Origin of the sequence: Sphingopyxis microcysteis, from assembly GCF_012274265.1 — a bacterium.
Classification (GTDB): Bacteria; Pseudomonadota; Alphaproteobacteria; order Sphingomonadales; family Sphingomonadaceae; genus Sphingopyxis; species Sphingopyxis microcysteis.
This window is the reverse complement of sequence record NZ_JAANYY010000002.1, coordinates 37,046-61,949: the sequence shown is the minus strand read 5'-3', so window position 1 is coordinate 61,949 and position 24,904 is coordinate 37,046. Positions and strand designations below refer to the sequence as shown.

Sequence of the window (24,904 nt, the reverse complement as noted above, 5' to 3'; positions counted from 1 at the left end):
TTACCCTGCGAGCTTGCCCGCCGAGAGCATGTCGAGCGCGACGTCGACGATCATGTCCTCCTGCCCGCCGACCATCTTGCGGCGACCAAGTTCGACGAGGATCGCGCGGGTGTCGAGGCCGTGGTCGGCGGCTGCTTTTTCGGCGTGGCGCAGGAAGCTCGAATACACCCCGGCATAGCCGAGGGTGAGCGTCTCGCGGTCGACACGCACCGGACGGTCCTGCAATGGCCGCACCAGATCCTCCGCCGCGTCCATCAGCGCGTAAAGATCGCATCCATGGTTCCACCCATGGACGTCGGCCGCCGCGATGAATACCTCCAGCGGCGCGTTGCCCGCTCCCGCCCCCATGCCCGCCAGGCTGGCATCGACGCGCACCGCGCCATTTTGCACCGCGACGATGCTGTTCGCGACGCCCAGGCTGAGGTTGTGGTGGGCGTGCACGCCGCGCTGCGTTTCGGGCTTCAGCACCCGATCATAGGCCTGCAAGCGCGCCGCATATTGGTCCATCGTCATCGCACCGCCGCTGTCGGTGACATAGACGCAGTGCGCGCCATAGGTTTCCATGAGAAGCGCCTGCTGCGCGAGCGCGTCGGGTTCGGACATGTGGCTCATCATCAGGAAGCCCGACACGTCCATGCCGATGCCGCGCGCAAACTCGATATGTTGCTTCGCGACATCGGCCTCGGTGCAGTGGGTCGCAATCCGCACCGAGCGCACGCCCATGTCATGGGCATGTTTCAGATCGTGAATGGTGCCGATGCCGGGCAGCAGCAGGGTCGTGAGCACGCTATGCTCGAGCACTTCGGCCACCGCGCCGATCCACTCCCAGTCGGTATGCGCGCCAAAGCCGTAGTTGAAGCTCGACCCCTGCAACCCGTCGCCATGCGCGACCTCGATCGCGTCGACCTTCGCCCGGTCGAGCGCTTTTGCGATCGCGCGGACATGATCGAGGCCGTACTGGTGGCGGATCGCGTGCATCCCGTCGCGCAGCGTGACGTCTTGGATATAGAGTTTGGTGGTCATGGGATCCAAGGTCATGCGGCCAGCCTTTGCGCCATCTTCTCGGCGGTCTTCAGTGCCGCCGATGTCATGATGTCGAGGTTGCCGGCATAGGCAGGCAAATAATGCGCCGCGCCCTCGACCTCGAGGAACACGCTGACCTTCAGCCCCGTAAAGCTGCCGCCCATTTCGGGGATGCGCAGCGACGCATTGCTGCCGATGCTTTCGAACTGCACCGCCTGTTTGAGCCGGTAGCCGGGTACATAGGCCTGCACCTCGGCGACCATTGCCGCGATGCTCTGGGCGATTTCGTCACGATCGCCGTCATCGCACAGGCAATAGACGGTATCGCGCATGATCAGCGGCGGCTCGGCGGGGTTGAGCACGATAATCGCCTTGCCGCGCGTTGCGCCGCCGACCTCGACGATCGCCCGGCTGGTCGTTTCGGTGAACTCGTCGATATTGGCCCGCGTCCCCGGCCCCGCGCTTTTCGAAGCGATCGAGGCGACGATCTCGCCATAATGCACTTTAGCGACACGGTTCACCGCCGCGACGATCGGGATCGTCGCCTGCCCGCCGCACGTCACCATATTGACGTTTGCCGCATCGAGATGTGCATCGCCATTCACCGGCGGGATCGTATAGGGACCGATCGCCGCCGGGGTCAGGTCGATGACGCGCTTGCCGTGCGCGATCAGCACCTCGCTGTGCCGCTGATGCGCACCCGCCGAGGTCGCGTCGAACACGATCGCGATGTCGGCAAAGCCCGGCATGGCGACCAGCCCATCGAGCCCGTCGGCGGTGATCGGCACCCCCAGCCCCTCGGCGCGCTTCAGCCCGTCGCTCTCGGGATCGATGCCGACGAAGACGCCCATCTCGAGCACATCCGACAGGCGCATGATCTTGATCATCAGGTCGGTGCCGATGTTGCCCGATCCGATGATCGCTACCTTGGCCTTGCTCATCGCACCGGCCCATAGGTGAAGCTGCACGAGCCGATCCCGGCGATCCGCGCCTCGACATGATCGCCGGGGGTAAGCGCCACCATCGGCCCCAGCGCCCCGGCGAGCAGGATGTCGCCTGCCTTGAGCGGTTCGCCGCGCGCCGCCAATGTTTGCGCCAGCCACGCCGCAGCGTTCATCGGGTTGCCGAGCGCCGCGGCGCCCAACCCGGTGGAGGCGGTCTTGCCGCCGACATCCATTTCCATCGCCGCGCCTTCGAGGTCGAGGCCCGCGAGCGGCAGCCCCGCTTCGGAAATCACGAAAAAGGCCGATGAGCCATTGTCCGCCACCGTGTCGGCAAAGGTGATTTTCCAGTCGGCGATGCGGCTGTCGACAATCTCGATCGCCGCGTGGACGCTCGCGACCGCCGCCGCGACCTCTTCCACGCTCGTATCGGCGGCGGGAAGGTCGGCGCCGAGCACGAACGCAATCTCCGCCTCGGCCTTCGGCTGGATCGTGCGCGCCGGATCGAGCGAGCCGCCATCGGCAATCTGCATATCGGCAAACAGCACCCCGAAATCGGGCTGGTCGACGCCCAGCTGGACCTGCACCGCCTTTGCCGTCAGCCCCGCCTTGCGCCCAACGATCCGCCGCCCCTGCGCTTCCCAGAAGCGCGTGTTGATCGTCTGCACCGCGTAAGCGCCGTCGGCGTCGGTCGGCGCCAGCACATCGCGCAGCGGCGCAATCGCCCTGCCCGAATAGGCATCGCGCAGCCGCCGTGCGGCATGGTTGAGCCCATCGGTCATCCCGCGGCCTCCGGCGCATGCTTGCCGGGGTGCACCGCGCCGCAATGACCGCAGGTGCGCAGCTCCTCGCTAGCGTAAAAGGCGGCAAACAGCGGCGGCAGGTCGCGGACGATGCTTTTCAGTTGCACCTCGACGCGGTGGACGATGTGACCGCAATCGTCGCAATACCATTGAAAGGCGTCGATCATCCCGTCGGGCCGCTTGCGTTCGATCACCAGCCCGACGCTGCCCGGCACCGGGCGCTGCGGCGAATGCGGCACGCCCGGCGGCAACAGAAAGATGTCGCCCTCGCGGATCGGCATATCCTTCGGACCCTCGTCGGTCCACAGACGCAGGTTCATGTCGCCTTCCAGCTGGAAGAAGAATTCCTCCAGCGGATCGACATGATAATCGGTGCGCTGGTTCGGGCCGCCGACGACCGTCACGATGAAATCGGCATCCTCCCAGATTTGCGCATTGCCGACCGGCGGCTTCAGGACATCGCGGTGATCCTCGATCCACTGGCGGAAGTTGAAGGGCAATCCATAGGTCAGCATGTCGCTATCCTTTCGTGGGTGCGCGCGGGACGAAGGCGGTCGCCTTGATCTCGATCAGCAGGTGCGGGTGGGGAAGCTGGTGGACGGCGACCGTCGTACGCGCCGGACCCGCTTCATCGAAAAACTCGGCGTAAACTGCGTTATAGCCGCCGAAATCATTCATGTTGACGAGGAAGCTCGTCACATCGACGACATCGGCCAGCGATCCGCCCGCATCGGTCAGGATCGCCGCAATATTCTCGATCACCGTGCGTGTCTGCTCGCGAATATCGAGGCTGACGGTGCCATATTCGTCCGCCGACGCACCCGCAAAACTATTGTCGGGCCGCCGCGAGCTGGTGCCCGATACGAAGACGAAATCGCCCGCGCGGCGATAATGCGGAAAGCGCCCGCGCGGCCGCGCCTTGCCGGGAATGACCCGGCCCCCTCCATTTTTGGCGCGCGCGCCGCTCATGCCGCCTCTCCCGCGATCGTGAAGCCGACGCGGCCGAGATGCGCGGCGTCGAGCGACACCGCGCGCGCTGACCCGATCGCCGCCGCCGCGGTCGCGCCGCCCAGCATGATCGTCCAGCCCGGCTGCAACGTCAGCCCCGCCGCCCCCGCCAACCGCGCCGCGGCGACGAGCGAGCGGATCGGGTCGCCCAGGATCGCCGCGCTCGACCCGGTCTCGACGACGACATCGTCGACCCGCATCGCCATCGCGACATCGGCGACGTCGGTGGTGGCGGACAGCCACGGCCCCACGACAAAGGCCGATGACGAGGCATTGTCGGCGACCACATCGCCCAGCGCGAAACGAAAATTTTCGTAGCGGCTGTCGATAATCTCCAGCGCCGCCGCGACCGCATCGACCGCCGCCAGCGCTTCCTCCCGCGTCACCTCGCCCGCCAGCGGCGCTTTCAGCCGCACCGCGACCTCGGGCTCGACGCGCGGATGGATGAAGCGCGCGCGGTCGATCGCGGCGCCGTTCGCGACCACCATGTCCGACGTCAGCCGCCCCCAGATCTGGTCGGTCAGCCCCATCTGGACCATCTTGGCCTCGCTGGTGAACCCCATCTTGACCCCGACCAGCGCCGCGCCGCGCGCCAGCCGGTGGGCGATCGCGGCGCGCTGGATCGCATAGGCGTCGGCGAGCGACAATTCGCCCTCCTGCCCGGTGATTTGCGCGATCGCCCTTGCCTCACGGGCGGCGGCGTCGAGCCTTGCGGCAATGGCAGCAATGTCGGCCATAGGATCCTCTTACAGCTTCACACAGATATTGGTCGGCTCGGAATAAAAGCCCAGCGAATGTTCGCCGCCCTCGCGCCCGATGCCCGACAATTTCATCCCGCCGAACGGCGTGCGCAGGTCGCGCAGGAACCATTCATTGACCCAAACGATCCCCGTTTCCATCTGGGCGGCGACACGGTGCGCGCGTCCGACGTCGCGGGTCCAGATCGCCGCCGCCAGCCCATAAGCGCTGTCGTTCGCCAGTTCGATCGCCTCGTCCTCGCGGTCAAAGGGCGCGATATGGCAGACCGGGCCGAAAATCTCCTCGCGCACGCAGCGGGCATCGGGGCCGAGTCCGGTCAGGATCGTCGGCTGAACGAACGCCCCATCGTCGAGCGCGCTCCCGAACGCGGGCACTCCGCCGCCCGTCACCACCGTCGCCCCCTCGTCGCGCGCGAGCTGGTAATAGCCGAGCACCTTGTCGCGATGGCTGTGCGAGATCAGCGGCCCCATGTCGGCGCCCGACCAGGGATCGCCGATGGTCAGCGCCGCGGCGCGCTCGGCCAGCGCCTTGACGAAGCGGTCGAAAATCGGCCGCTCGACATAGACGCGCTCGGTGCACAGGCACACCTGGCCGCAGTTGGAAAACACCGACCGCACCGTCCCCGCCACCGCCTCGTCGAAATCGCAATCGGCAAAGACCAGCGCGGCGTTCTTGCCGCCAAGCTCGAACGACACCGGCTTCACCCCCGCCGCCGCGACGCGCATGATCGCACCGCCCGTCGCCGATTCCCCGGTAAAGGTGATCGCGTCGATGTCGGGATGCGCAGTCAGCCACTCGCCGGTGGATGCAGCGCCAAAGCCATGGACCAGGTTGAACACCCCCGGCGGTACCCCCGCCGCATCCATCACCTCGGCCAGCAGCGTTGCGGTCGATGGCGTTTCCTCGCTCGGCTTCACGACAACGACATTGCCGCAGGCGAGCGCCGGGGCGACCTTCCACGTCATCAGCAGCAGCGGCAGGTTCCACGGCGAAATGATCGCGACGACACCCAGCGGCCGCGCGATCGCATAGTTGATCGCGCTGCGCCCGTCGGGAAGGTCGGTGCGGAAACTCGGCATCGCGCGCGCCTCGGCGAGCCCGGCGAAGGCACGGAAATTGGCGGCGCCGCGCGGGATGTCGATCGTGCGCGCCTGATGCAGCGACTTGCCGGTGTCGGCGATTTCGGCCGCCGCAAATTCGTCGAAGCGCGCCTCGATCCCTTCGGCGACGCGGATGAGCAGCTTGCACCGTTCGGCCTGCGACATCTTGCCCCACGGCCCCTTCAGCGCCCGCCGCGCGGCGACAACGGCGCGGTCGACGAGCGGCTGGTCGGCCAGCGACACGCGGGTTGCGACCTCGCCCGTGACGGGGTTCACATTATCGAATCGCGCATCGGTCGCGACAAACGCGCCGTCGACATAGTTCTGGATCGCGCGGTTCGCGAAGGGATAAGCCGTATCGGTCATGCCTGCCCTCCGACGCGCGCATAGCCTGCGGTGTTGCTATGCGCCGCACCGCCTTTCCCGAGATGCCCCGCCATCTGGAGCAGCGACAGGAGCGTGTCGTTGAACTGCACAGGCTGTTCCAGAAACGCCGAGTGGCCCGCGTCGTTGATCTCGACCAGAAACGATCCCGCGACCTCGGCCTGCACCATCCGCACCGCCTCGACCGGGAACAGCCTGTCGTCGGTCCCGCACAGGAACAGGACCGGAAATCCCTTGCCGCTCAGCGCCGCCGCGGGCTGCGCGTCGAACCGCCCGGTCAGGCTGTGGCGATCGGCGGCGTTGAAGCTGGCGATCTGGGCATAGAGCGCTGCCAGCTCGCGCGGCGCGGCGGCACCCAGCACGCGCTCGATCTGCCCCATCGCGGCGGTCTTCGCCCGCGCTGCGTCCATGATCGCCTTGACCTCGCCCGTTTCGGCGATCCCATGCAGGCTGTCGCAGATTGCCAGCGCCGCGACCCGTTCGGGCACGCGGTGGGCAAAACCGATGCAGGTGCCCGCTCCCATCGACTGACCGGCCAGCGCGACCTTCGCCTCGCCCAGATGGTCGAGCAGCGCCGCAAGGTCATCGACGAAGCCATCGCGCCCGCGCCCATCCAGGTCGCGCGACAGTCCGAAGCCGCGATGATCGAAAAGGATGACGCGGTTCGACCGCGCCAGCGCGTCGAGCTGGCGATACCAGATCGCATGATTGCCGCCGATGCCGTGCGCCAGCACCACCGCCGGCCCCTGTCCATGCGCCTGCCAATAGATTTCGGCGCCCGCGGTCGCCAATAGGCCGCTGTCCATCACGATACTCCCATCAATTTGCTGAGCCGTACGACATAGTCGCCGAACGCCGGATCCTCGCGCGTGACGCTGGGGTCGCGCGGGCGCGGCAGGTCAATGCGGACATCCTCGACGATCGTTCCCGGCCGTTCGGACATCACCAGCACCCGGTCGGACAGCAGCACCGCTTCGGAAATGCTGTGCGTGACCAGGACCACGGTCTTTCGATCGCGTTGCCAGATCCGCAGCAACTCCATGTTGAGTCGGTCGCGGGTCAAGGCGTCGAGCGCGCCAAAGGGTTCGTCCATCAACAACACCTGGGGGTTGCGGGCGAGCGCCTGTCCGATGGCGACGCGGTGCCGCATCCCGCCCGACAGCTGGTGCGGATGGCTCGCCTCGAACCCGGTCAGCCCCAGCGTTTCGACAAGCTCGGCGAACGCCGCGTCGCTGGGCCGCTGCATCGCGGCATCGAGGTCGACGCCGAGCAGCAGATTGTCGCGCACGGTAAGCCAGGGCAGCAGGTTTGATGTCTGGAACACGAACCCCATTTCGGGCGCGGGCGTCGTCACCTCGGCACCATTGAAGCAGATGCTGCCATCCTCGAACGACGTCAGCCCGGCGATCAGACGTAGCAATGTGCTTTTTCCGCAGCCCGACGGGCCTAGGACCGAAACAAACTCCGCGGCACCAATTTCGGCGCTGACATCGCCCAGCACGCGCAGGTCGCCGAACGTCTTGCCGACGCTCGCCATCGAAATCACCGCACTCATGCTGCCCGCCACCAGATGAAGCGTTCCCAATAGGCCACGCTGTAGAAAAGAATGAGCGACATCAACGTCACTGCGATCAATGCCGCAAAGGTCAGCTTCGTGTGCCCTGAACCCGATGCGGTCAGGATCAGATTGCCCAGCCCGTCGTTCGATCCGACAAATTCGCCGACCACCGCACCGATGACGGCGAGCGGCATCGCGACCTTGCACCCGTCGAGGATGCTCGGCAGCGCTGCGGGAACGCGCAGCCGCCAGAAACTCTGCATCGGCGACGCGCGCAGGGCGCGGAAATGCTCTTCAAGATGGGCGGGCGTGCTGGCCAGCCCGCCCAGCGTCGAGATGATGATCGGGAAAAAGGCGAACAGGAACGCCATGATCAGTTTCGACGTCAGCCCATAGCCGAACCAGACGACGATCAGCGGCGCCAGCCCGATCTTGGGAATGCTCTGCAACGCGACGAACAGGGGATAGACAGTGCGCTTCGCGGTGCGAGAGAAAAAGATCAGCGCCGCGATCGGCACCCCCAGCGCCACCGCGATGATGAAGCCCCAGAACACCTCGGTCAGCGTGACCAGGCTTTGCGCCAGGATCGGCGCGCGCGATTGCCACAGTTCGGCGAGAATCGCGCTCGGCGGCGGCAACAGATAGGATTGCACCCCCGACCAGCGCACACCGAACTCCCAGCCAAGGCCGAGAAGGAGGAAAAAGCCTATGCTGATCAGACGATCGCGAGTGATGGGCGATGCGCTCATTGCCCTCCCTCCTCGTCGACCAGTGACTGAATACGCGCCGGTGGCGGCACCAGAAAATGCTCCAGCTGCCAGCGGTCGAATGTTTCCAGCCGTTTGCCGTCCCAAACCGACGGGGTGTAGGGATGGTCGGCGTCGATCCGCGTCATGTCGGTGTAGAATTCGACATTGTTGCCGTCGGGGTCACGGAACACCAGAAAACTGTTCGCCCCCGGGCCATGCTTGCCGATACCGCGGTCGATGGTGATACCGCGCGCGATCAGCATCGCCGCGACCTTTTCCATCTCGTCCATGCTTTCGAGGCGATAGGAAAAATGCTCGACCGCCGGAAAATGTCCCTCGGGCGTCGCCGTGTGACCGGGCGGGAGTTGCAGCAGCGCCAGATCATGATGGTCCTCACCGGCGCGCAAAAACACCATCTGATGGTCGATCCAGTCGGACACCTCGAGGCCCATCACCTCGGTGTAGAAAGCGAGCGAACGATCGATGTCGCGTACCTTCAGCACCAGATGGCCAAGCCGTGTTGGTCGCGGGCGATAGGCGGCGGGATCGGTCATCACCGCGTCCCCGTCGGCACGAAGGCATTGGTGAACAGCGCCGCGGTCGCATCAAAGCCCTGCAACTGGCCGCTCGCCTGCAGATAGGTCACGGTTCGCGCGATCTTTTCGGGGTTCAGGCGGTGCGATCCTCCTTCGGCCGCCATCAGCGTGGCGGTTTCGCGGATCTGCCGTTCGGTCACCGCTTCGTCGAGCAGCGGATGATGCTTGCGCAGGATCGCGAGCGCGCCCTTCGGATCGCGCGCTGCGTCGGCATAGCCGCGATAGGCCGCCGTCAGGAAGGCGCGGACCAGTTCGGGCTCCTTGTCGATCAGCGCATCGCGCGTCGCGAAGCCGCTGCCGTACACGTCGAGCCCGAAATCGGCGTAGGCGATGCGCCCGATCGTCACGCCCTTTACCTTCGCCGCCTTGTCGAACAGCGCCATCGAATTGCCCAGCCAGCATTCGGCGGCGTCGATGCGCCCTTCGACAAGCGACGACACGACGATCGCCGGATCAAGCTGGATCTGTTCGACGCGCGCCGGATCGACGCCATTATCCTTCAGCCACGCGGGGAGCAGCGCCTGGATAGCCGAGCTTTGCCCGGCGCCGAAGCGCAGGCCGGCGAGGTCGGCGGGCTTGGCGATCTGGTGGCGTTCCTTGACGAAGCAGGCACCCGCGGGCAGCCGCATATTGATGCCGCCGATCATCTTCGCCGCGCCGCCTTTCGACCGGTTGAGCGCCACCGACAGCGGGTCGATATAGGCAAATTCGAACATGCCCTGATCGAGCTCGTTCGCGGTCCGGATGCCGCCAAATCCCCGCACGGTTTCGACATTCAGCCCGGCCTCGGCGAAATATCCCTTGTCCTGCGCGACAAAGACACCGGCCATGCTGCCCTGCGGCAGCCAGGCCATGTTGAAGCGGACGTTGCGCGTGTCGGCTTGCGACACCGCCTTGGATGCGCTGCCGCCAAAGGCGCTCCACAATGTCAGCGCCGCGATTCCCGCGACGATCAGGATCGGGACCAACAGCGAACGGCGGGACAAGGCGGCCATGATCATGCTCCTTTCGGCAGGTGCGGCGCCGCAACCGGATTGGCGAGTTCGCCAATGCCGTCGACCCACGCGGTCATCACATCGCCATCCTTCAGGAACACCCCGCGCCCCATGCCGACCCCGGCGGGCGTACCCGACGCGATCAGGTCGCCCGCGCGCAGTTCGAGGATGGTCGAGAGATAGGCGATCTGCTCATAGATGTTGAAGATCATCTCGGACGTATTGCCGTCCTGCATCGTCTCGCCGTTGACCTTCAGCCCCAAGCGAATGTCGTGCGGATCGCCCAGGCAATCGCGCGGCACGAACACCGGGCCGAGCGGGGTGAAGCTGTCAAAGCTCTTGCCGCGGAACCAGTCGTGCGAAAAAGGGAAGTCGCTGCGCCGCGTGCGGTCGCGCGCCGAGACGTCGTTGACGATCGTATAACCTGCGATCATCGCGTGCGCGTCGGCCACCGCGATATTCTTGCCGGGTCGCCCCAGCACGACCCCCAGCTCGACTTCCCAGTCAGGGCGTGACACCTGCGGCGGGACGACGACCGTCGCCCCGGGGCCGACAATGCTTTCGACCGTCTTGAGGAAAATATAGGGTTCGCTGTCGGTCTTGGCCGCCAGCTTCGTCTGCATTTCCTCGGCATGTTCGATGAAATTCGATGCGGCGGCAAAGATACGGCGCGGTTCGAACGGGGCGGCGAGCTGGGGCGCCGCCATGCCGCCCGAAACATTGTCGAGCGCCCGGGCGAGCGCGAACAGCGCATCACGCCGGGCGTCCCAATCGCGGATGATCGTCGATACATCAGCCGCGACCGCGGCAAAGCCGTGCGCGCCGGCAGCATCATGAAGGTCGTGAAAGGCGTCGCCGACCTGGATTACGGGGCGCGGGCCTTCGGCTCCGGCGCGGGTGGCAAGGGCGAACCAGGTCATGCGGTGATCTTTCTTTCGAGGGGGACGGGCAAGCGCGGGCGCGGCGCAGGCGAGCGCGGCGCTCCCGATCTGCACAAGCGCCGTGCGGCGATCGAAACGGCGTGGCGCAGCGGGCGGGTCAAAATTGTGAGGGGGGCGAGGCATCGCATCTATCCGAACGCCCGGATCAGCATCCGCACCGCGACGACGGTCAGGAACAAGCCGAACATCAGGCTCAGCTGCCGCTTTGACAGCGCATGCGCGATGCGCGCACCCCACGGCGCGGTCAGGTAGGACACCGGCGCGATGATCGCGAAGCCGATCAGATTGACATAGCCGAGGCTGCCGGGCGGCAGGTCCTCGACATTCCAGCCGGTGACGACGAACGCCGCGGTCGCGGGAACGCTGATCAACAGGCCGAACAGCGCCGCGGTCCCGACCGCGCGGTGGATCGGGACATTGAACAGGGTCATCACCGGCACGCTGAGCGTCCCGCCGCCAATCCCCATCATGCTGGAAATGCCGCCGATGCCAAAAGGGATGGCCTGCCCCAGCGGTCCGCCGGGGACGGCGTCGGCGATATGCTTGCCCTCCAGCGGCAACAACATCTTGATCGCGACGATCAGCGCAACAATCCCGAACACCGCCGACAACATGTCGCCGCTCACCCGCGACGCGAGCAGGACGCCGGCAATCGCGCCCAGAAAGATGGCGATGCCCCAGCGGCGCAACTGATCGCGATCGACCGCGCCCTTGGCATGATGCGCGCGCGACGACGAGATGGCGGTCGGCACGATCGTCGCAAGCGAGGTGGCGACCGCGACATGCATCCGCACCGCGCTGTCGACATCGAGCGCCGCGAGCACCAGGTCGAGCACCGGGACGATGACGATCCCGCCGCCGACGCCCAGCAGTCCGGCAATTACGCCGCCGACCGCTCCGGTCAGCAGCATCATCGCCGCCAGCGTCAGCAGATCAGGATTCAAAAGCGAATGCATCGGCTCCCCCGCAAGTTCGATCCTGCTTGTGCGGATTGCCTGATATTCAGTCAAAGATAGAAAATGAGCTCATATATAACGAAAAATATATAACAATCGCGGTCGAGCATTCTATATATTTTCAGGGATAGCAGTGCGGCGATTGGATATTATCGCATATAGCAAAGACCCCGTAGCGCCGATGCCATGATGAAGATTGGCATCGCCGGGTTCGGCACCATCGGGCGCGTCGTGGCGCGCCATATCGAAGCAAGCGCGCTGCCGCTGGAACTCGCCGCGGTATCGGCGGGCGACCCGGTACGCGCCGCCACGGCGATGGCGCAGCTGCGCTCGCCGGTTCCGATCGTCGACACTACCGAGCTCGTCGCTGTATCGGACGTCATCGTCGACAGCGCCCCCACGGCCGCCTTTCGGGACATTGCCACCGCGACGCTCGGCGCGGGTAAAACGCTGGTGACGGTCAGTGGCGCGGCGCTGATGCAATGGCCCGAAGCGATCGAGATCGCCCGCGCGCATGGCGGGCGCATCATCCTGGCGACGGGTGCGCTGCTCGGGCTCGACGCCGTCCGCGCCGCCGCCCTCGGTACCATCCACTCGGTGACGATGGTCACGCGCAAGCCGGTAAAGTCGCTGATCAAGGCCGAACATGTCGTACGCAACCGCATCGACCTTTCGGAGCTTACCGAGCCGCTGAAAATCTTCGCGGGCAGCGCGCTCGAAGGGGCGATGGCCTTTCCCGCCAACGTCAACGTCGCCGCGGCGCTCGGCATGGCGGGGATCGGCCCGGCGCTGACCCGGCTCGAAATCTGGGCCGACCCGGCGCTCGAGCGCAACACCCACCGCATCATCGTCGATTCCGACAGCGCGCGCTTTGAACTGATCATCGAGAATATTCCCACCGACGAGAACCCCGGCACCGGCCGGATCACCGCGCAGAGTATCGTCGCGGCGCTCAATGATCTCGTCAGCCCCATCCGTATCGGAACCTAGAAAGGCCCAATCATGACCACCCGCCTGCGCCATGTGGCGATCGCATCCGCCGACCCCGACAATTCGGTCGGCTTCTTCACCGACGTGCTCGGCTGGACGCTGGCCGGCAAGATCGATAGCCGCAACGCGCGCGGCTATTATGTCACCGACGGCCACATCAACATCGCGCTCCTGTGCTTCAAGAACCGGCCCGCAGCGGGGATGGAATTCCCCGAAGGCTATACCGGGCTGCACCACATCGGTTTTCAGTGCGACGACATCGCCGCGGTCGTCGAGCGGTTCGAAAACTCGGGCTACGCGCCGCGCCACGACGTCAATCTGGCGCAGGGGCTGGGCAAGAACCCTGCCAAGGACAATGCCGAATATAAAATGACCGGCCCCGAAAATGTCATGGTCGACGTGTCCGAACGCGGCTGGGCGGGGACCGAGAGTTTTCAGGGTGCGCCCAAAGCAGATTGAACGCAGCGCCGCATGAGCACGCAACAAAGGAAGGCGGCCGGAGTATCGCTCCGGTCGCCCTTTTTGATGTCCGCATGTGTAGTTTACATCGTCATTGCGAGCGAAGCGAAGCAATCCAGAGCGGTTTAACGCCACCCTGGACTGCTTCGCTTCGCTCGCAATGACGAAATGACTGGTGTGCGCTACAAACCCAAGAACGCCTTCGCGTTACCGCTCATGATCTTTCCCTTCTGCGCGGTGCTCAATCCGTCATGCCCCATCACCAACGATCCGATGTCCTGCTCGCCGAGCGGGAACGGATGGTCGGATCCCAGAAGCACCCGATCCTCGCCCATCACATCGATCAGCAGGCTGAGCGCGCGCGGATCGAACACTGCGGAATCGACAAAGAAGCGATCGACGTAGCTCGACGGCGGATTGGGGCAATCAACGCGCACGATGTCGCGGTGGGTCCAGGCATTTTCGACGCGGCCGAGCAGGAAGGCAAAACTGCCGCCGCCGTGGCCAAAACAGATGCGCAGGTTCCTCGGCAGTCGCTCGAACGCGCCCGACAGGATCAACGACAGGATCGACAGCTGCGTCTCCGCGGGCATCGCGACCAGCCAAGGCAGCATATATTTGGGCATCCGCTCGCGCGCCATCATGTCCCATGGATGGATCAGCACGGCGGCGCCGACATCGGCGCAATGGGTCAGAAAGGTCTGAATTCCCGCATCGTCGAGGTTGCGCAGCCCCATATGATTGCCGATCTGGACCCCCAGATGGCCGGTCGCCATCGCGCGGCTGACTTCGGCGCACGACAGGTCGATGTCCTGGAGTGGCACCTGCGCCAAGGCCTTCATGCGATCGGGCGCATAGTTGCAGAAGATCAGCGCCTCGTCGTTGAAGCGCTGCGCACATTCCAGCGCCTTCGCCGCCGGGCGGCTATAGCCGAACATGATCGGGGTGGCGCAGATGACCTGCAAATCGATGCCCTGCGCATCGAGCGCCTCGACCCGCCGCGCGGGATCCCACAAAATGTCATCGACGGGGCGAAACTCGCTTGCCCCCTGCATGATGAAACCCTCGCCGCCGCCGGCATCGTGCAGCCACGGCAGCCCCTCGGTTTCCGCCCAGGCGCGATAATCCGCATCCATCAAGGGAAAGAAATGGCTGTGCATGTCGATGACCGCCATTTTTTGTGAAGCCTCTTTGGTCATGACTATTGCCGCATCCCCGTTCGCCGTCGTGCCTGCTCGCCGGATCGGGCGCAGGCCATGACCGTGGGTAACGGGGCTTCGCTATCAACAATAATCCCGAGACTTGCCCTCGCTATTATAAAATGGATATAACTATCGGAATCCGCTGTCCGGGGGCCAAGATGCCAAAGTTCCACGAAAATTTTCTGCTGAGTCGGCTGAAATTGCGCCAGCTGCGCCTACTCACCGCGATCGCCGACGAGGGCACGGTGCTGAAAGGGTCGCAGGCGCTGAACATCGCCCAGCCCGCCGCGACCAAGAGCATCAAGGAGCTGGAGGATGCGCTGGGCGTCCAGCTGTTCGACCGGTCGTCGCGCGGGGTGACGCCGACCGACTTTGGCCAAGTCATGATCAAACATGCCAAGCTGATCCTGACCCAGCTGCGCCACGCGGGCGAGGAACTGCAATCGCTGGAGGAAGGCCTGTCGGGCCGCGTGCATGTCGGCACATTGCTCGCCGCATCGACCTCGCTGCTACCGCGCGCGCTGGCGCGGCTGCGCGAACGACGCCCGGGGATCGCGGTCACCGTTGACGAAGGCACGATCGACCGCCTGATGCCGGGCCTGCGCACCGGCGATATTGACGTCGTGCTGGGCCGCCTGCCCGAATATCGCGAGCGCGAGGGACTGCGCCAGGAGGTGCTCTATCTCGACACCGTGTCGATCATGGTCCGCGAAGGACACCCGCTGACCCAACGCCGTGACCTGACGCTGGCCGATCTGGTCGACCAGGCGTGGGTGATGCCGCCGCCGCAGACGTCACTCCGCCGCCAGGTCGATCACGCCTTTCGCCACGAGGGGCTGGAGCCGCCGCAAGACGTCATCGAATCGGTGTCGATCCTCACCAATCACGCGCTGCTGATGAACACCGACATGCTGGCAACGATGCCGCATCAGGTCGGCATCGGTCAGGCGGGGCTGACCGCGCTGCCCGTCATATTGGAGGGGGCAAATTCGCGCATCGGCGCGACGACCCATGCGCATGGCGAGCTGTCGGCGGCGGCGCGCTATTTCATGGCGGTCGTCCACGAGGTCGCCGCCGAGATCCGCGCCGAGCTGGGGCAGGATCAGGACGTCGCGAACGGTCCGGGCGAGAGCCGCCGCCAGACAAAATAGGCCGACGCCACGATCACCAGCCACGGCACCCCGGCAATCACCGCGGTCTGCCAAAAGTCGGTATCGAGTGCCATCGTCACCGCGATCGCGCCAAGCAGCGCCAGCCCCAACAGCTGCGCATAGGGGAAGAAGGGCATCTGCACCGGCAGATCGGCGGCGCGGTGCTGGCGCCGGAACCGCAGGTGGCTGACCAGGATCGTGCTCCACACCAACAGCCCGCCGAACAGCGTGATCCCGAACAGATAATTATAGGCGAGCGGGGTCAGGATCGACACCGACGCCGCGGCGAGGATGCAGACACCTGTCAGCAGCGTCGCGCGCATCGGCACTTTCTGCGCGTTCAATTCGCCCAGCGCGCGCGGGGCATAGCCGCCACGCGCCAGCGAGAACAGCATCCGCGACCCCATATAGATGCTGGTGTTCATCGCCGACAGCGCCGCCGAGGCGACGACGAAGTTCATCACCCCCGCGGCATAGGGAATTCCCGCGCTGGCGAACATCTTCACGAAGGGGCTTTCGGTGACGACCTTCGCCCCCGATTCGGTCCACGGCAGGAAGGCGACGATGATGAACAGCGCGAGGATGTAGAACAGGAACAACCGCGCCGCCATCGTACGCAGTGCCGCCGGAATTGCGGTTTTCGGATCCTTCGCCTCGCTGGCGGTACCGACGACGAACTCCAGCCCCATGAAGGAAAACAGCGCCATCAGCACTGCCATCCACACGCCTGAAAAGCCGTTGGGAAAGAAGCCGCCGGCCAGCCCGGTGACATTGTGCAGGCCCACCGGGTCGCCGACGATCCCGAAGATGCGCGACAGGCCGACCATGATGAAGCCGACGATCGCCGACACCTTGATGACCGTCAGCCAATATTCGACCGACCCGAAATTATGCACCGCGCGGGTGTTCACCCACACGACCACCGCGGCGCTGCCGATCGCCCACATCCACACCGGCGTGTCGGGATACCACCAGGTCATGTAGATGCCGACCGCGACGGCTTCGCTGCCGATCAGCAAGACCTGCTGGATCCAATAGGTATAGCGGACGATGAACCCCATCATCGGGCCGAGATAGATTTCGGCATAGGTACCGAACGATCCCGCCGTCGGATGGACCACCGCCATTTCGGACAGGCTGAACACCATGATCACCGCGATCAGCGCCGCGATCGCATAGCTCACCAGCACCGCGGGACCGGCGTAGCCGATCGCGATGCCCGACCCCATGAACAGCCCGGTGCCGATCGCGCCGCCCAGCCCGATCATGATGATCTGCGCCTTGGTCAGCCCGCGTTCGAGCCCCGCCTCGCGGTCCACACAGGACTGTTCGTCCATCGCCATTCCCCCTAATTCTTGATCATGTGACGGCGTCGCGCGCCTGATGTTCGGGTTGTTTCCAGATGCCCCGATCCATGATCGTCACCAGCCGGTCGACCGCATCCCAGACATCGGCATAGCCGACGTAGAGCGGCGTAAAGCCAAAGCGCACCGTATCGGGCGCGCGGAAATCGCCGATCACCCCGGCGGCGATGAGCGCGCGCATGATCGGATAACCGTCGGCATGCGCGAACGACACCTGGCTGCCGCGCTGGGCCGCCTCGCGCGGCGAGGCCAAGGTAAATCCGTGCCCCGCGCATCGACGCTCGACCAGGCGGATGAACAGTTCGGTCAGCGCCATCGACTTGGTGCGGATCGCCGCCATGTCGGCCTGCAAATGAATGTCGAGCCCGGTTTCGACGAGCGCCATCGACAGGATCGGCTGGGTACCGATCAGAAACTGCCGCAGTCCGGGCTCCGGACGGTAACCCGGTTCGAACGCGAAGGGCGCGGCATGGCCCCACCAGCCGGTCACCGGCTGCAACGCCTGCCCCTGATGCCGCTTCGCCGCGAACAGGAAGGCTGGCGAACCGGGGCCGCCGTTCAGATATTTATAGGTGCAGCCGACCGCGAAATCGGCGCCCGCACCGTTCAGGTCGACCGGCATCGCCCCGGCGCTGTGGCACAGATCCCAGATCGCGAGCGCCCCCGCGGCATGGGCGCGCGCGGTGATCGCCGCCATGTCGTGGACATGCCCGCTCTTGTAATGGACATGGGTGATCGCGACCGCGACGGTGTTTTCGTCGATCGCGTCCGCAATCTCGTCCTTTTCGCACAGGCGCACCGTCACCCGCCCGCCGGTCGCCGCGGCGACGCCTTCGGCGATATAATTATTGGTCGGGAAATTGCTGCCCTCAAGGATCAGCACGCTGCGGTCGGGCCGCATCGCGACCGCCGCCGACAACACCTTGAACAGATTCTGGCTGGTCGAATCGCAGATCAGGGTCTCCCCGGCGTCAGCGCCGATCAGCGGTGCCAGCTTGTCGCCCAGCCGTTCGGGCAGGTCGAACCAACCGGCGCTGTTCCAGCTCTTGATCAGGTCGGTACCCCATTCGTGGGTCACCACCGCCTGCGCCCGCGCGCTCGCCGCCCTTGGCATCGCCCCCAGCGAATTGCCGTCGAGATAGATGATGCCGTCGGGCAGGACGAACTCACCGCGCATCGGCGCCAGCGGATCGGCGCGGTCCATCGCCTCGCACCACGCGCGGTCGGGCGTTTCGGGAATTGCCATTGTGGCGAGATCAAGCGTCATGGAAACATATCACCTTTGTCTGGGACATTTCGCGCATCGCAAAGCGCGCGCCTTCACGTCCCATATTGCCCCGCCCGGCGCCGCCGAATGGCATCGCGTCGAGCCGATAGTCGGTCGAATCATTGATCATCACTCCGGCGACCCGCAAGCGCCGCGCCGCGTGGCGCGCGTGACGGATCGATTCGGTGAAGATCGCAGCGTGGATGGCATAATCAGCGCGGTTCGCCGCGTCGATGGCGGCATCAAGGTCGGTAAACCGAAACAGGCTGGCGACCGGTCCAAAGGCCTCGTCACAAGCAATGCGCGCATCGTCGGCGACGCCCGCCAGCAGGGTCGGGCGCACCAGCGTCCCGGCACGCTCACCGCCCGCCAGCACCGTCGCGCCCTGCGCCACCGCCTCGGCGGTCCAGGCGACGATCCGTTCGGCCTGCGCGGCCGAGATCATCGGTCCGACGTCGGTGGCTGGATCGGTCGGATCGCCGACGCGCAGGCGACCCATGCGTGCGACCAGCGCATCGCGAAAAGCGTCATATGCTGCGTCATGGACATAGATGCGCTGCACGCCGATGCAATTCTGCCCAGCAGCGCCAAAGGCGCCCGCCGCGCAGGCATCGGCGGCCCTCGCAATATCGGCGTCATCCATGACGATGACCGGGCCATTGCCGCCAAGCTCCATCGCCAGCCGCTTGATCCCCGCGGCGCGCGTAATCGCCTGACCAACGCCGACGCCGCCGGTGAAGCTGACCATCGCGACGTCGGGATGCCCGGTCAGCGCGTCGCCAAAATCGCGCCCGCGCCCGGTCAGCAGTTGCAGCGCCCCGCCGGGCAGCCCCGCGGCGAGCAGCAACCGCGCGAGCATCATCGCCACAAGCGGCGCCTGCTCCGCCGGTTTCAGCACGACCGCGTTGCCAGCGCCCAGCGCCGGACCCAGCTTGTGGCAGATCAGGTTGAGCGGATCGTTGAATGGGGTGATCGCGGCGATGACGCCCAACGGTTCGAGGATATAATGGCCCGACCGCGCTTCGCCGCCCGGAAAGCTGTCGAAGGCGATCGTTTCGCCGGCCAGCCGCGTCGCCTCTTCGGCTGAAAGACGCAGCGTGTTGACCGCACGCGCGACCTCGCGCGCCGCGCTGCGGATCGGCTTGCCCGTCTCGGCCGTGATTGCCGCAGCAAAGCGCGCTGCATCGCCTTCCAGCGCCAACGCGGTATCGTGAAGGATGCGCGCGCGGGCGCCGGTCGACAGCGCGCGCATTGCCTCTGCCCCTTCAACCGCGCTCGCCACCGCGCGCTCGACATGGCCTATATCGGCGCAGGCGACCTCGGCCAGCGCCGCGCCCGACCAGGGATTGACCACTGCCATCGTCGCCGCTGCCGCCTCCCAGCGGCCGTCGATCAACAGCGATCGGCCGCTGTCGAACGCGACATGCATCATGGCTTGTCCTTGCGCAGCACCAGGCCGTCATATTCGCGGCTGTCGAGCAATGCCTCGACGATCACCGGGCCACCAGCGGCAAAGCCCGCCTCCAGCGCGGCGCGGAACTCGGCCGGATCGCGCGCGACGGTGACCGGAACCCCGAACAGCGACGGACCGCCGATCGTTCCCTCGGCGCGCACCGGGGTGCCGTAGATCGGGTTCGACTTCTTTTCCTGCTTGATACGGATCAGCGCGAGGTCATTGTCGGTAAAGACGATGATGACGATCGGCAATTTTTCGCGCACCGCCGTCGCGAGTTCGCCGACGGTCATCAGGAAACCGCCGTCGCCCAGCACGCAGCACACCGGCGTATCCGGACGGCAGAGCTTGGCGGCTATGGCGGCGGGCAATCCGAAACCCATCGCCGACCAGCCGTTGGTCATGATCTGGGTGCCCGGCGCCGGGGTACGCCAATGCTGGCCGATCAGATGCGTATGCGCGCCGACGTCGCAGGTCATAATGCCGTCATCGGGCAGCACGTCGCGCAGGACGTCGAGCGCCGCGCACGGCCCAAAGGCGCCGTCTCGCCCGGCAAGCTTGGCGAACATCGCGTCCTTGCGCGCGGCCAGCGCGGTCAGGTCCCAACCCTTGCCATCGGCAGGCAGCGCCAGCAGGGCATCGAGCGTCGGCGCGATCGCTCCGACCACATCGGCAACCACCGGGTGCAGCGCAGCATCGATGTCCGCCGGCGCGATATCGATGCTGGCAAGCGCCAGCCCGTCGCGCATCCAGTTTTCATAATTGAACTCGATCGGGTCATACCCGACCGCGACGACCAGATCGGCGTCGGCATGGGTCAGTCCGACCATGTCGGAAAGCGCGTGGAACAATATCCCGGCATAGTTGGGATGGCTTTCCGCGACCATGCCCTTGGCCATCGGCGTGAGCAGCACCGGCACCCCGAAGCGTTCGGCCAGCGCCACGATGCGGTCCTGCACGCGCGCGTGGACGGCGCCCAGCCCGATCGCGAGCACCGGCTTGCGCGCCGCGGTGAAAGCCGCGACCAACGCGGCGACATCATCGGCGGCAGCAGCAGGCACCGGATCGGCGGCGACCGGTCCAATCTGCGCCTCGTCCACAGCGACCGCGCTCATTCCCTGCGGCAGCCCGACATGCACCGCGCCGGGGCGGCCCGACAATGCGATTCGCGCCGCTTCGGCCAGCGTATCGACCGCGGTGTCGGCCTCGATCCGCATCGTCGCCTTGGTGAGCGGCGCGAACAGCGCCTGATGGTCGATCCCCATCTGGATCGTACGGCTGCGCCAAGGCGCGGGCATTTCGTCGGTCAGCGCGATCATCGGCGACCGGTCGAGCGTCGCCCCGCCGACGCCGGTGGCAAGGTTCGTCGCGCCGGGGCCAAAGGTGCCGAAACAGACACCGGGTACCCCGGTGAGCCGCCCGCACACGTCGGCCATGAAACCCGCGCCGCCCTCATGACTGGCAAGGACGAAGTCGATGCCGTCGGTGGTGCGGATCGCCTCCATATAATCGACCCAGCCGCCGCTCGGCACGCCAAAGACATGGCGCACCCCCATATCGCGGAGCGCCGCAACGACATTGCGGGCCACATTGGTCGATTTCATGCGCGATCCTTCAAACAGAGCCTGTCTCTGCAAGCGGCCTAGGCCGCCCTGTCATAAACAAATAATACCGAATGACCGCTTCGATATATGCCTGAGGTTATATAGTCCGATCAGACGAAGCGATTGGCGATCGTGCCGATGCCGTCGATCCCGCCCGCAACCCGGTCGCCTGCAACGATGCGGCCGACACCCGCCGGGGTGCCGGTATAGATCAGATCGCCCGCCTTCAGTTCGACATAAGTCGACAGTTCGGCGATGATGTCGGCCACTGGCCAGATCATGTCGGCGATGTCCCCGTCCTGGCGCAGTTCTTCGTTGACCGACAGCCAGATGCGCGCCGCGGCGGGATGGCCAACCTCGACCGCCGGGCGGATCGGCGACAGCACCGCGCTATCGTCGAAACCCTTTGCCATGTCCCACGGTCGCCCCCCGGCCTTGGCATCGGCCTGCAGGTCGCGGCGCGTCAAATCATTGCCGACGGCATAGCCGAACACCGCCGCCAGTGCGTCGTCCTCGCCGATATTGGCGCCACCGCCACCCAGCGCCACGACCAGCTCAATCTCGTGATGCAGGTTGGTGGTGCGCGGCGGCATCACAATATCTGCGCCCGCCGCGACAATCGCATCAGCGGGTTTGGAAAAGAAAAAGGGCGGTTCGCGATCGGGATCACCGCCCATTTCGCGGGCATGATCGGCATAATTCTTGCCGACGCAGAAGATGCGCCGGATCGGAAACCGACGATCGCTCCCGGCAATTTCGGCGGACGGGTTATCGATCGAAAAGACGGTGTTCATGCGGGACCCTTTGCTGTTCAGCCCGGCGGATAGAGGATCGCGCGGCACTTGCCCAGATCGGCCCCGTCGAGACCGCTTTGCTTGTCGGCGTTCCACGGGCTGCCCATCTGATCCTCGGGGCGATACCAAAAGCCGTAGAGCTTGTCGTTCGCCGCGACCAGCGTCGCCGCGCCGATGCTGCCCTCTTCGTTCGAGAACCAGGCGAGCCGCATGATCCGGCCAAAGATCGTGCCGCGCAATGTGCCGAGGCCATTATTATAGCACCCCAGAATCTCATCGCCGCGCTGGCGCAGCATGATGGGGCCATATTCGTGGCTATATACCCCGCTGACATCCGCCACCGCCGCGGCGCCACGTTGTTCGACGTCGCCGATGATCGCGACATCGGACAGGCGCGTCGCGCCGCTCCCGGCCCAATTGCTGTCGATGCGCAGCCGCAGCCAGCGTGCACGGCCCTGCTTGGGCAATTCGACCAAGGTCCGGGCATCGGCCTTCGCCTCGCCATCGACCAGCAGTTCGAACGGCCCGTCGGGGCCGGTCGTCGACCCCAGCAACGCAAAGCGCCGCACCGGCGACCCTTCGGCGGTCTGCGACATCGACCCGTCTTCGCGGACCACCGGCTCGAACCGGCTGTCGATCACGACCGCGTCGATCTTGCCATTGCCCGCCAGTTCAAAATTCAACGTGTGCGGAAAGCGGATATTCTTGTCCGACAGCCAGCCATAGGCAGGACCACCGTCGACCAGGTTGATCGTATAGGTCGACCAATGCCGCTTCGCCTCGCCGACCTCGGCCTCGGCGATGCCGCCCCAGCTGATGTGGAGGATGTTGTTGCCCGCGGGCTCGGCAGGTTTCTCCCCCGCCTTTTCGGCGGGTGCGTTCGAGCATCCGGCGAGAAGCAATGCTCCCGCCAGCGCCACATGACATGCGCGCATTGTCGATTTCCTTTTTTCGTCATCCCGGCGGAGGCCGGGGTGACCGTCTGAGGTTTACTTCGGTTCTTCTAACTGCGTTCCGGCCAGATTTTCCTTGGCGCACCAAGCCGCGGCTTGCCGAGCAGCGGGCTCGACAGCGCGTAAACCCCGTTGACCGAAAAGGCCCAGATGATGTTGCGGTCATATTCGGTAAAGACCGCGAAGGTCGAATTGCCGAACGTATATTCGGGCAGTTCCTCCTTGGTCGGGAAGCGCGGGACAAAATAGCCCGCGATGCTCGGTTTCGCCGGGTCTTTCACGTCGAAAATCTGGATCCCGGCGTTGTAGAACGCATAAATGGCAAGCCCCTGGCGCCCGCCCTCGGGTTGGCCCAGCCCGCCCGACCGCTTCGGCCCGAAGCTGCCGCGCCGCTGGCAAAAATCGGTGAAGGCGGCGCCCGGCGGCGGCACAGGGCGCGGGAATTTCGCCGCCACTCTGGGCCTTGCCGGATCGCGCACGTCGATCGAGAAAATATCCTTGTACGGCTCGTAACAATTCTCGTTCATCGGATAGCCGTTCGAGAACACGAAGCCGGTGCGGTCATATTGGCTGACATCGACATTGTCGAACTCGGTCCCCGCATAGCTCGGCGGCACGTTGAGGTGGCCGAGCGTCTTCGGGTTGGCGGGATCGGCAAGGTCAAAGGTGTAAAAGCCGAGCCCGCCCATGCCGCCGAAGCCGATCTGGCCGCCGGCCTCAATCGGCTTGGTCAGCACGATCGGGTTGCGCGACCCCATCCAGCTGGTGCGGTTGCCCGCGCGCGGATTGGCGCGGTACGCCGCTTCGCTGTCCCTGTCGCCCAGCCGCTGCCCCGGCACGCTGATCTGCGACACGAATTTGGGGTTGGCGGGATCGTCCATGTCCCAGACCTGATAGCCGGGCGAATAAAGATAGTCGGGATATTCGGTCAGCGCATAGCTGTCGTCGGGCGCCGCCGACAGCAGCATATATCTGCCACCCCACCAGGTCGCCGCATCGAGCGCGCCCGATCCTTGCTGCTGGCCGATCGGTGCGTCGGGATGCCGATAGTCGGTGGTGCGCGTCGCGATCAGGTCCCATTCGTCCGGGGTCGGGCCGTTCATCACGAACACCTTAAAGCCCTTCAGCGAATTGTAATTGCGCTGCGCCGCGACCTTGTCCGGCTGGCGCAGCTTGTCGTCCATCAGGCCGAAACGCCCGATCTCATAGGATGCGACGAGCACATTGCGCCGCAGTTTCTTGTTCCACGCAATGGTGACGCCGCCGAAATAGTCGGTGACCTTCGACGCGTCCCAATCTTCGCTGGACCCTTTGCTGTTCCACACGCCGCCCTGCGACCACACCACCTTGGCCTTGCGCGGATCGGTCACGTCCATGATCCGCAGATAGTCGCGATCATGGGTGTAAAGGTACCGCTTGCCGCCGAAATCGACGACGCTGGCCCACGCATGCCAGGGCGAGGTCACGCCGGGGTAGAAACCGATCACTTCGACATTGTTGGCGTAGCTGTTCTGATCCCAATGATCGAGTTGCCCCGAAAAATTGGGCGCATTGGTGGTCAGCGGGGTGGCGACCGGGTGACGGAACGCGCCGGTCGCCGGGTCCATGCCATAATCGACGTCGGGCTTGGGCGGCGCTGGCGGGTTCTCCGGCGTCGCCTGATGCCATGCCTTCAGATAGGGATCGACGATGTTGACGGGGCCGGTCGGGTGCCCGCCCTCGCCGCTCGCCGCGGTCAGCGCGGTGGCATAGAGCAGCCCCGCAACGACCGCCGCGGCGCCGCCGATGATCCTGTTCGCGCGTTTCATCGGCGGCCTCCCGTCTCGTCAATCCCGGCAAACATGGTCCCGGCGC

At 65.4% G+C, this 24,904-nt stretch carries 25 protein-coding genes; 3 read left to right on the top strand and 22 right to left on the bottom strand.

Translation table 11 applies throughout. From position 1 onward, the window contains the following. From dmpG to G9408_RS00215, 14 genes are all read right to left on the bottom strand, one after another. Positions 1-1,038 carry a 4-hydroxy-2-oxovalerate aldolase gene (gene dmpG, locus G9408_RS00280; RefSeq protein WP_168452209.1) on the bottom strand — a complete coding sequence of 346 codons (1,038 nt, stop codon included), beginning with the start codon at positions 1,036-1,038 and terminating at the stop codon, positions 1-3. Then, positions 1,035-1,964 (bottom strand): acetaldehyde dehydrogenase (acetylating), encoded by a 930-nt coding sequence (locus G9408_RS00275; RefSeq protein ID WP_168452208.1) that lies wholly within the window; start codon positions 1,962-1,964, stop codon positions 1,035-1,037. The genes dmpG and G9408_RS00275 overlap by 4 nt, the downstream gene beginning before the upstream one ends. Further along, positions 1,961-2,746 (bottom strand): 2-keto-4-pentenoate hydratase, encoded by a 786-nt coding sequence (locus G9408_RS00270; protein ID WP_168452207.1) that lies wholly within the window; start codon positions 2,744-2,746, stop codon positions 1,961-1,963. Before G9408_RS00270 ends, G9408_RS00275 begins: the two co-directional genes overlap by 4 nt. Then, positions 2,743-3,282: a 3-hydroxyanthranilate 3,4-dioxygenase gene (locus tag G9408_RS00265; protein WP_168452206.1), complete on the bottom strand. Its 540-nt coding sequence runs from the start codon at positions 3,280-3,282 to the stop codon at positions 2,743-2,745. The genes G9408_RS00270 and G9408_RS00265 overlap by 4 nt, the downstream gene beginning before the upstream one ends. A 4-nt stretch (positions 3,283-3,286) precedes the next feature. Beyond that, entirely contained in the window at positions 3,287-3,736 is a 450-nt protein-coding gene (locus G9408_RS00260; protein WP_168452205.1) for a RidA family protein, read from the bottom strand. Further along, the gene (locus G9408_RS00255) at positions 3,733-4,512 is read right to left on the bottom strand and encodes a 2-keto-4-pentenoate hydratase (RefSeq protein WP_168452204.1); all 780 of its coding nucleotides are present in this window, start codon (positions 4,510-4,512) and stop codon (positions 3,733-3,735) included. The genes G9408_RS00260 and G9408_RS00255 overlap by 4 nt, the downstream gene beginning before the upstream one ends. A gap of 9 nt (positions 4,513-4,521) precedes the next feature. Beyond that, a complete protein-coding gene (locus G9408_RS00250; protein WP_168452203.1) occupies positions 4,522-6,000 on the bottom strand; it encodes a 2-hydroxymuconic semialdehyde dehydrogenase in 1,479 nt (492 codons plus the stop codon). Further along, positions 5,997-6,824, bottom strand: coding sequence for an alpha/beta fold hydrolase (locus G9408_RS00245; RefSeq protein ID WP_168452202.1), 828 nt, complete (start codon positions 6,822-6,824; stop codon positions 5,997-5,999). The genes G9408_RS00250 and G9408_RS00245 overlap by 4 nt, the downstream gene beginning before the upstream one ends. Continuing rightward, positions 6,824-7,585 carry an ABC transporter ATP-binding protein gene (locus G9408_RS00240; protein WP_328804335.1) on the bottom strand — a complete coding sequence of 254 codons (762 nt, stop codon included), beginning with the start codon at positions 7,583-7,585 and terminating at the stop codon, positions 6,824-6,826. The genes G9408_RS00245 and G9408_RS00240 overlap by 1 nt, the downstream gene beginning before the upstream one ends. Next, positions 7,570-8,325, bottom strand: a complete 756-nt coding sequence (locus tag G9408_RS00235) for an ABC transporter permease (protein ID WP_168452200.1) — start codon at positions 8,323-8,325, stop codon at positions 7,570-7,572. The genes G9408_RS00240 and G9408_RS00235 overlap by 16 nt, the downstream gene beginning before the upstream one ends. After that, a complete protein-coding gene (locus G9408_RS00230) occupies positions 8,322-8,879 on the bottom strand; it encodes a VOC family protein (RefSeq protein WP_168452199.1) in 558 nt (185 codons plus the stop codon). Before G9408_RS00230 ends, G9408_RS00235 begins: the two co-directional genes overlap by 4 nt. Continuing rightward, positions 8,879-9,916, bottom strand: a complete 1,038-nt coding sequence (locus G9408_RS00225; RefSeq protein ID WP_235957423.1) for an ABC transporter substrate-binding protein — start codon at positions 9,914-9,916, stop codon at positions 8,879-8,881. The genes G9408_RS00230 and G9408_RS00225 overlap by 1 nt, the downstream gene beginning before the upstream one ends. 2 nt (positions 9,917-9,918) lie before the next feature. Beyond that, positions 9,919-10,836 (bottom strand): fumarylacetoacetate hydrolase family protein, encoded by a 918-nt coding sequence (locus tag G9408_RS00220; protein WP_235957422.1) that lies wholly within the window; start codon positions 10,834-10,836, stop codon positions 9,919-9,921. A 149-nt stretch (positions 10,837-10,985) separates the two neighbouring features. Next, entirely contained in the window at positions 10,986-11,813 is an 828-nt protein-coding gene (locus tag G9408_RS00215; protein WP_168452196.1) for a sulfite exporter TauE/SafE family protein, read from the bottom strand. A gap of 186 nt (positions 11,814-11,999) precedes the next feature. On the opposite strand from G9408_RS00215, the gene G9408_RS00210 reads away from it, so the two are divergent. Together G9408_RS00210 and G9408_RS00205 are read left to right on the top strand one after the other, a co-directional pair. Beyond that, positions 12,000-12,803: an aspartate dehydrogenase gene (locus tag G9408_RS00210; RefSeq protein WP_168452195.1), complete on the top strand. Its 804-nt coding sequence runs from the start codon at positions 12,000-12,002 to the stop codon at positions 12,801-12,803. A 12-nt stretch (positions 12,804-12,815) separates the two neighbouring features. Further along, positions 12,816-13,262, top strand: coding sequence for a VOC family protein (locus G9408_RS00205; protein ID WP_120217059.1), 447 nt, complete (start codon positions 12,816-12,818; stop codon positions 13,260-13,262). 182 nt (positions 13,263-13,444) lie between these two features. Here the strand turns inward: G9408_RS00205 and G9408_RS00200 are convergent, their stop codons facing one another. Next, positions 13,445-14,437 (bottom strand): amidohydrolase family protein, encoded by a 993-nt coding sequence (locus G9408_RS00200; protein WP_168452194.1) that lies wholly within the window; start codon positions 14,435-14,437, stop codon positions 13,445-13,447. Between the two features lie 185 nt (positions 14,438-14,622). On the opposite strand from G9408_RS00200, the gene G9408_RS00195 reads away from it, so the two are divergent. Next, the gene (locus tag G9408_RS00195) at positions 14,623-15,615 is read left to right on the top strand and encodes a LysR family transcriptional regulator (RefSeq protein WP_168452193.1); all 993 of its coding nucleotides are present in this window, start codon (positions 14,623-14,625) and stop codon (positions 15,613-15,615) included. Here G9408_RS00195 and G9408_RS00190 read toward each other — a convergent pair. From G9408_RS00190 to G9408_RS00160, 7 genes are all read right to left on the bottom strand, one after another. Next, on the bottom strand, positions 15,567-16,952 hold the full coding sequence (locus G9408_RS00190) for an amino acid permease (protein ID WP_235957421.1): 1,386 nt from the start codon (positions 16,950-16,952) through the stop codon (positions 15,567-15,569). The genes G9408_RS00195 and G9408_RS00190 overlap by 49 nt on opposite strands. A gap of 22 nt (positions 16,953-16,974) precedes the next feature. After that, complete coding sequence (gene kynU, locus G9408_RS00185; protein WP_168452191.1) at positions 16,975-18,225, bottom strand: kynureninase; 1,251 nt, start codon at positions 18,223-18,225, stop codon at positions 16,975-16,977. Between the two features lie 10 nt (positions 18,226-18,235). Beyond that, positions 18,236-19,678, bottom strand: coding sequence for an aldehyde dehydrogenase family protein (locus G9408_RS00180; RefSeq protein WP_235957420.1), 1,443 nt, complete (start codon positions 19,676-19,678; stop codon positions 18,236-18,238). Continuing rightward, a complete protein-coding gene (locus G9408_RS00175; protein WP_168452190.1) occupies positions 19,675-21,303 on the bottom strand; it encodes a thiamine pyrophosphate-binding protein in 1,629 nt (542 codons plus the stop codon). Before G9408_RS00175 ends, G9408_RS00180 begins: the two co-directional genes overlap by 4 nt. A gap of 110 nt (positions 21,304-21,413) precedes the next feature. After that, the gene (locus G9408_RS00170) at positions 21,414-22,097 is read right to left on the bottom strand and encodes a fumarylacetoacetate hydrolase family protein (RefSeq protein WP_168452189.1); all 684 of its coding nucleotides are present in this window, start codon (positions 22,095-22,097) and stop codon (positions 21,414-21,416) included. Positions 22,098-22,114: 17 nt separating this feature from the next. Then, complete coding sequence (locus G9408_RS00165) at positions 22,115-23,032, bottom strand: hypothetical protein (RefSeq protein WP_168452188.1); 918 nt, start codon at positions 23,030-23,032, stop codon at positions 22,115-22,117. Between the two features lie 68 nt (positions 23,033-23,100). Continuing rightward, positions 23,101-24,858 carry an LVIVD repeat-containing protein gene (locus tag G9408_RS00160; protein WP_168452187.1) on the bottom strand — a complete coding sequence of 586 codons (1,758 nt, stop codon included), beginning with the start codon at positions 24,856-24,858 and terminating at the stop codon, positions 23,101-23,103. Positions 24,859-24,904: the final 46 nt, after the last annotated feature.

Excerpts from the sequence above, each read along its gene's own strand:
- G9408_RS00250 (WP_168452203.1), bottom strand. The coding sequence starts at position 6,000 with ATGACCGATACGGCTTATCCCTTCGCGAACCGCGCGATCCAGAACTAT.
- G9408_RS00165 (WP_168452188.1), bottom strand. The coding sequence starts at position 23,032 with ATGCGCGCATGTCATGTGGCGCTGGCGGGAGCATTGCTTCTCGCCGGA.
- G9408_RS00200 (WP_168452194.1), bottom strand. The coding sequence starts at position 14,437 with ATGGCGGTCATCGACATGCACAGCCATTTCTTTCCCTTGATGGATGCG.
- G9408_RS00190 (WP_235957421.1), bottom strand. The coding sequence starts at position 16,952 with ATGGACGAACAGTCCTGTGTGGACCGCGAGGCGGGGCTCGAACGCGGG.
- kynU (WP_168452191.1), bottom strand. The coding sequence starts at position 18,225 with ATGGCAATTCCCGAAACGCCCGACCGCGCGTGGTGCGAGGCGATGGAC.
- G9408_RS00275 (WP_168452208.1), bottom strand. The coding sequence starts at position 1,964 with ATGAGCAAGGCCAAGGTAGCGATCATCGGATCGGGCAACATCGGCACC.
- G9408_RS00235 (WP_168452200.1), bottom strand. The coding sequence starts at position 8,325 with ATGAGCGCATCGCCCATCACTCGCGATCGTCTGATCAGCATAGGCTTT.
- G9408_RS00225 (WP_235957423.1), bottom strand. The coding sequence starts at position 9,916 with ATGGCCGCCTTGTCCCGCCGTTCGCTGTTGGTCCCGATCCTGATCGTC.
- G9408_RS00260 (WP_168452205.1), bottom strand. The coding sequence starts at position 3,736 with ATGAGCGGCGCGCGCGCCAAAAATGGAGGGGGCCGGGTCATTCCCGGC.
- dmpG (WP_168452209.1), bottom strand. The coding sequence starts at position 1,038 with ATGACCTTGGATCCCATGACCACCAAACTCTATATCCAAGACGTCACG.
- G9408_RS00170 (WP_168452189.1), bottom strand. The coding sequence starts at position 22,097 with ATGAACACCGTCTTTTCGATCGATAACCCGTCCGCCGAAATTGCCGGG.
- G9408_RS00255 (WP_168452204.1), bottom strand. The coding sequence starts at position 4,512 with ATGGCCGACATTGCTGCCATTGCCGCAAGGCTCGACGCCGCCGCCCGT.
- G9408_RS00195 (WP_168452193.1), top strand. The coding sequence starts at position 14,623 with ATGCCAAAGTTCCACGAAAATTTTCTGCTGAGTCGGCTGAAATTGCGC.
- G9408_RS00230 (WP_168452199.1), bottom strand. The coding sequence starts at position 8,879 with ATGACCGATCCCGCCGCCTATCGCCCGCGACCAACACGGCTTGGCCAT.
- G9408_RS00270 (WP_168452207.1), bottom strand. The coding sequence starts at position 2,746 with ATGACCGATGGGCTCAACCATGCCGCACGGCGGCTGCGCGATGCCTAT.
- G9408_RS00220 (WP_235957422.1), bottom strand. The coding sequence starts at position 10,836 with ATGACCTGGTTCGCCCTTGCCACCCGCGCCGGAGCCGAAGGCCCGCGC.
- G9408_RS00205 (WP_120217059.1), top strand. The coding sequence starts at position 12,816 with ATGACCACCCGCCTGCGCCATGTGGCGATCGCATCCGCCGACCCCGAC.
- G9408_RS00160 (WP_168452187.1), bottom strand. The coding sequence starts at position 24,858 with ATGAAACGCGCGAACAGGATCATCGGCGGCGCCGCGGCGGTCGTTGCG.
- G9408_RS00215 (WP_168452196.1), bottom strand. The coding sequence starts at position 11,813 with ATGCATTCGCTTTTGAATCCTGATCTGCTGACGCTGGCGGCGATGATG.
- G9408_RS00265 (WP_168452206.1), bottom strand. The coding sequence starts at position 3,282 with ATGCTGACCTATGGATTGCCCTTCAACTTCCGCCAGTGGATCGAGGAT.
- G9408_RS00175 (WP_168452190.1), bottom strand. The coding sequence starts at position 21,303 with ATGAAATCGACCAATGTGGCCCGCAATGTCGTTGCGGCGCTCCGCGAT.
- G9408_RS00180 (WP_235957420.1), bottom strand. The coding sequence starts at position 19,678 with ATGATGCATGTCGCGTTCGACAGCGGCCGATCGCTGTTGATCGACGGC.
- G9408_RS00210 (WP_168452195.1), top strand. The coding sequence starts at position 12,000 with ATGATGAAGATTGGCATCGCCGGGTTCGGCACCATCGGGCGCGTCGTG.
- G9408_RS00245 (WP_168452202.1), bottom strand. The coding sequence starts at position 6,824 with ATGGACAGCGGCCTATTGGCGACCGCGGGCGCCGAAATCTATTGGCAG.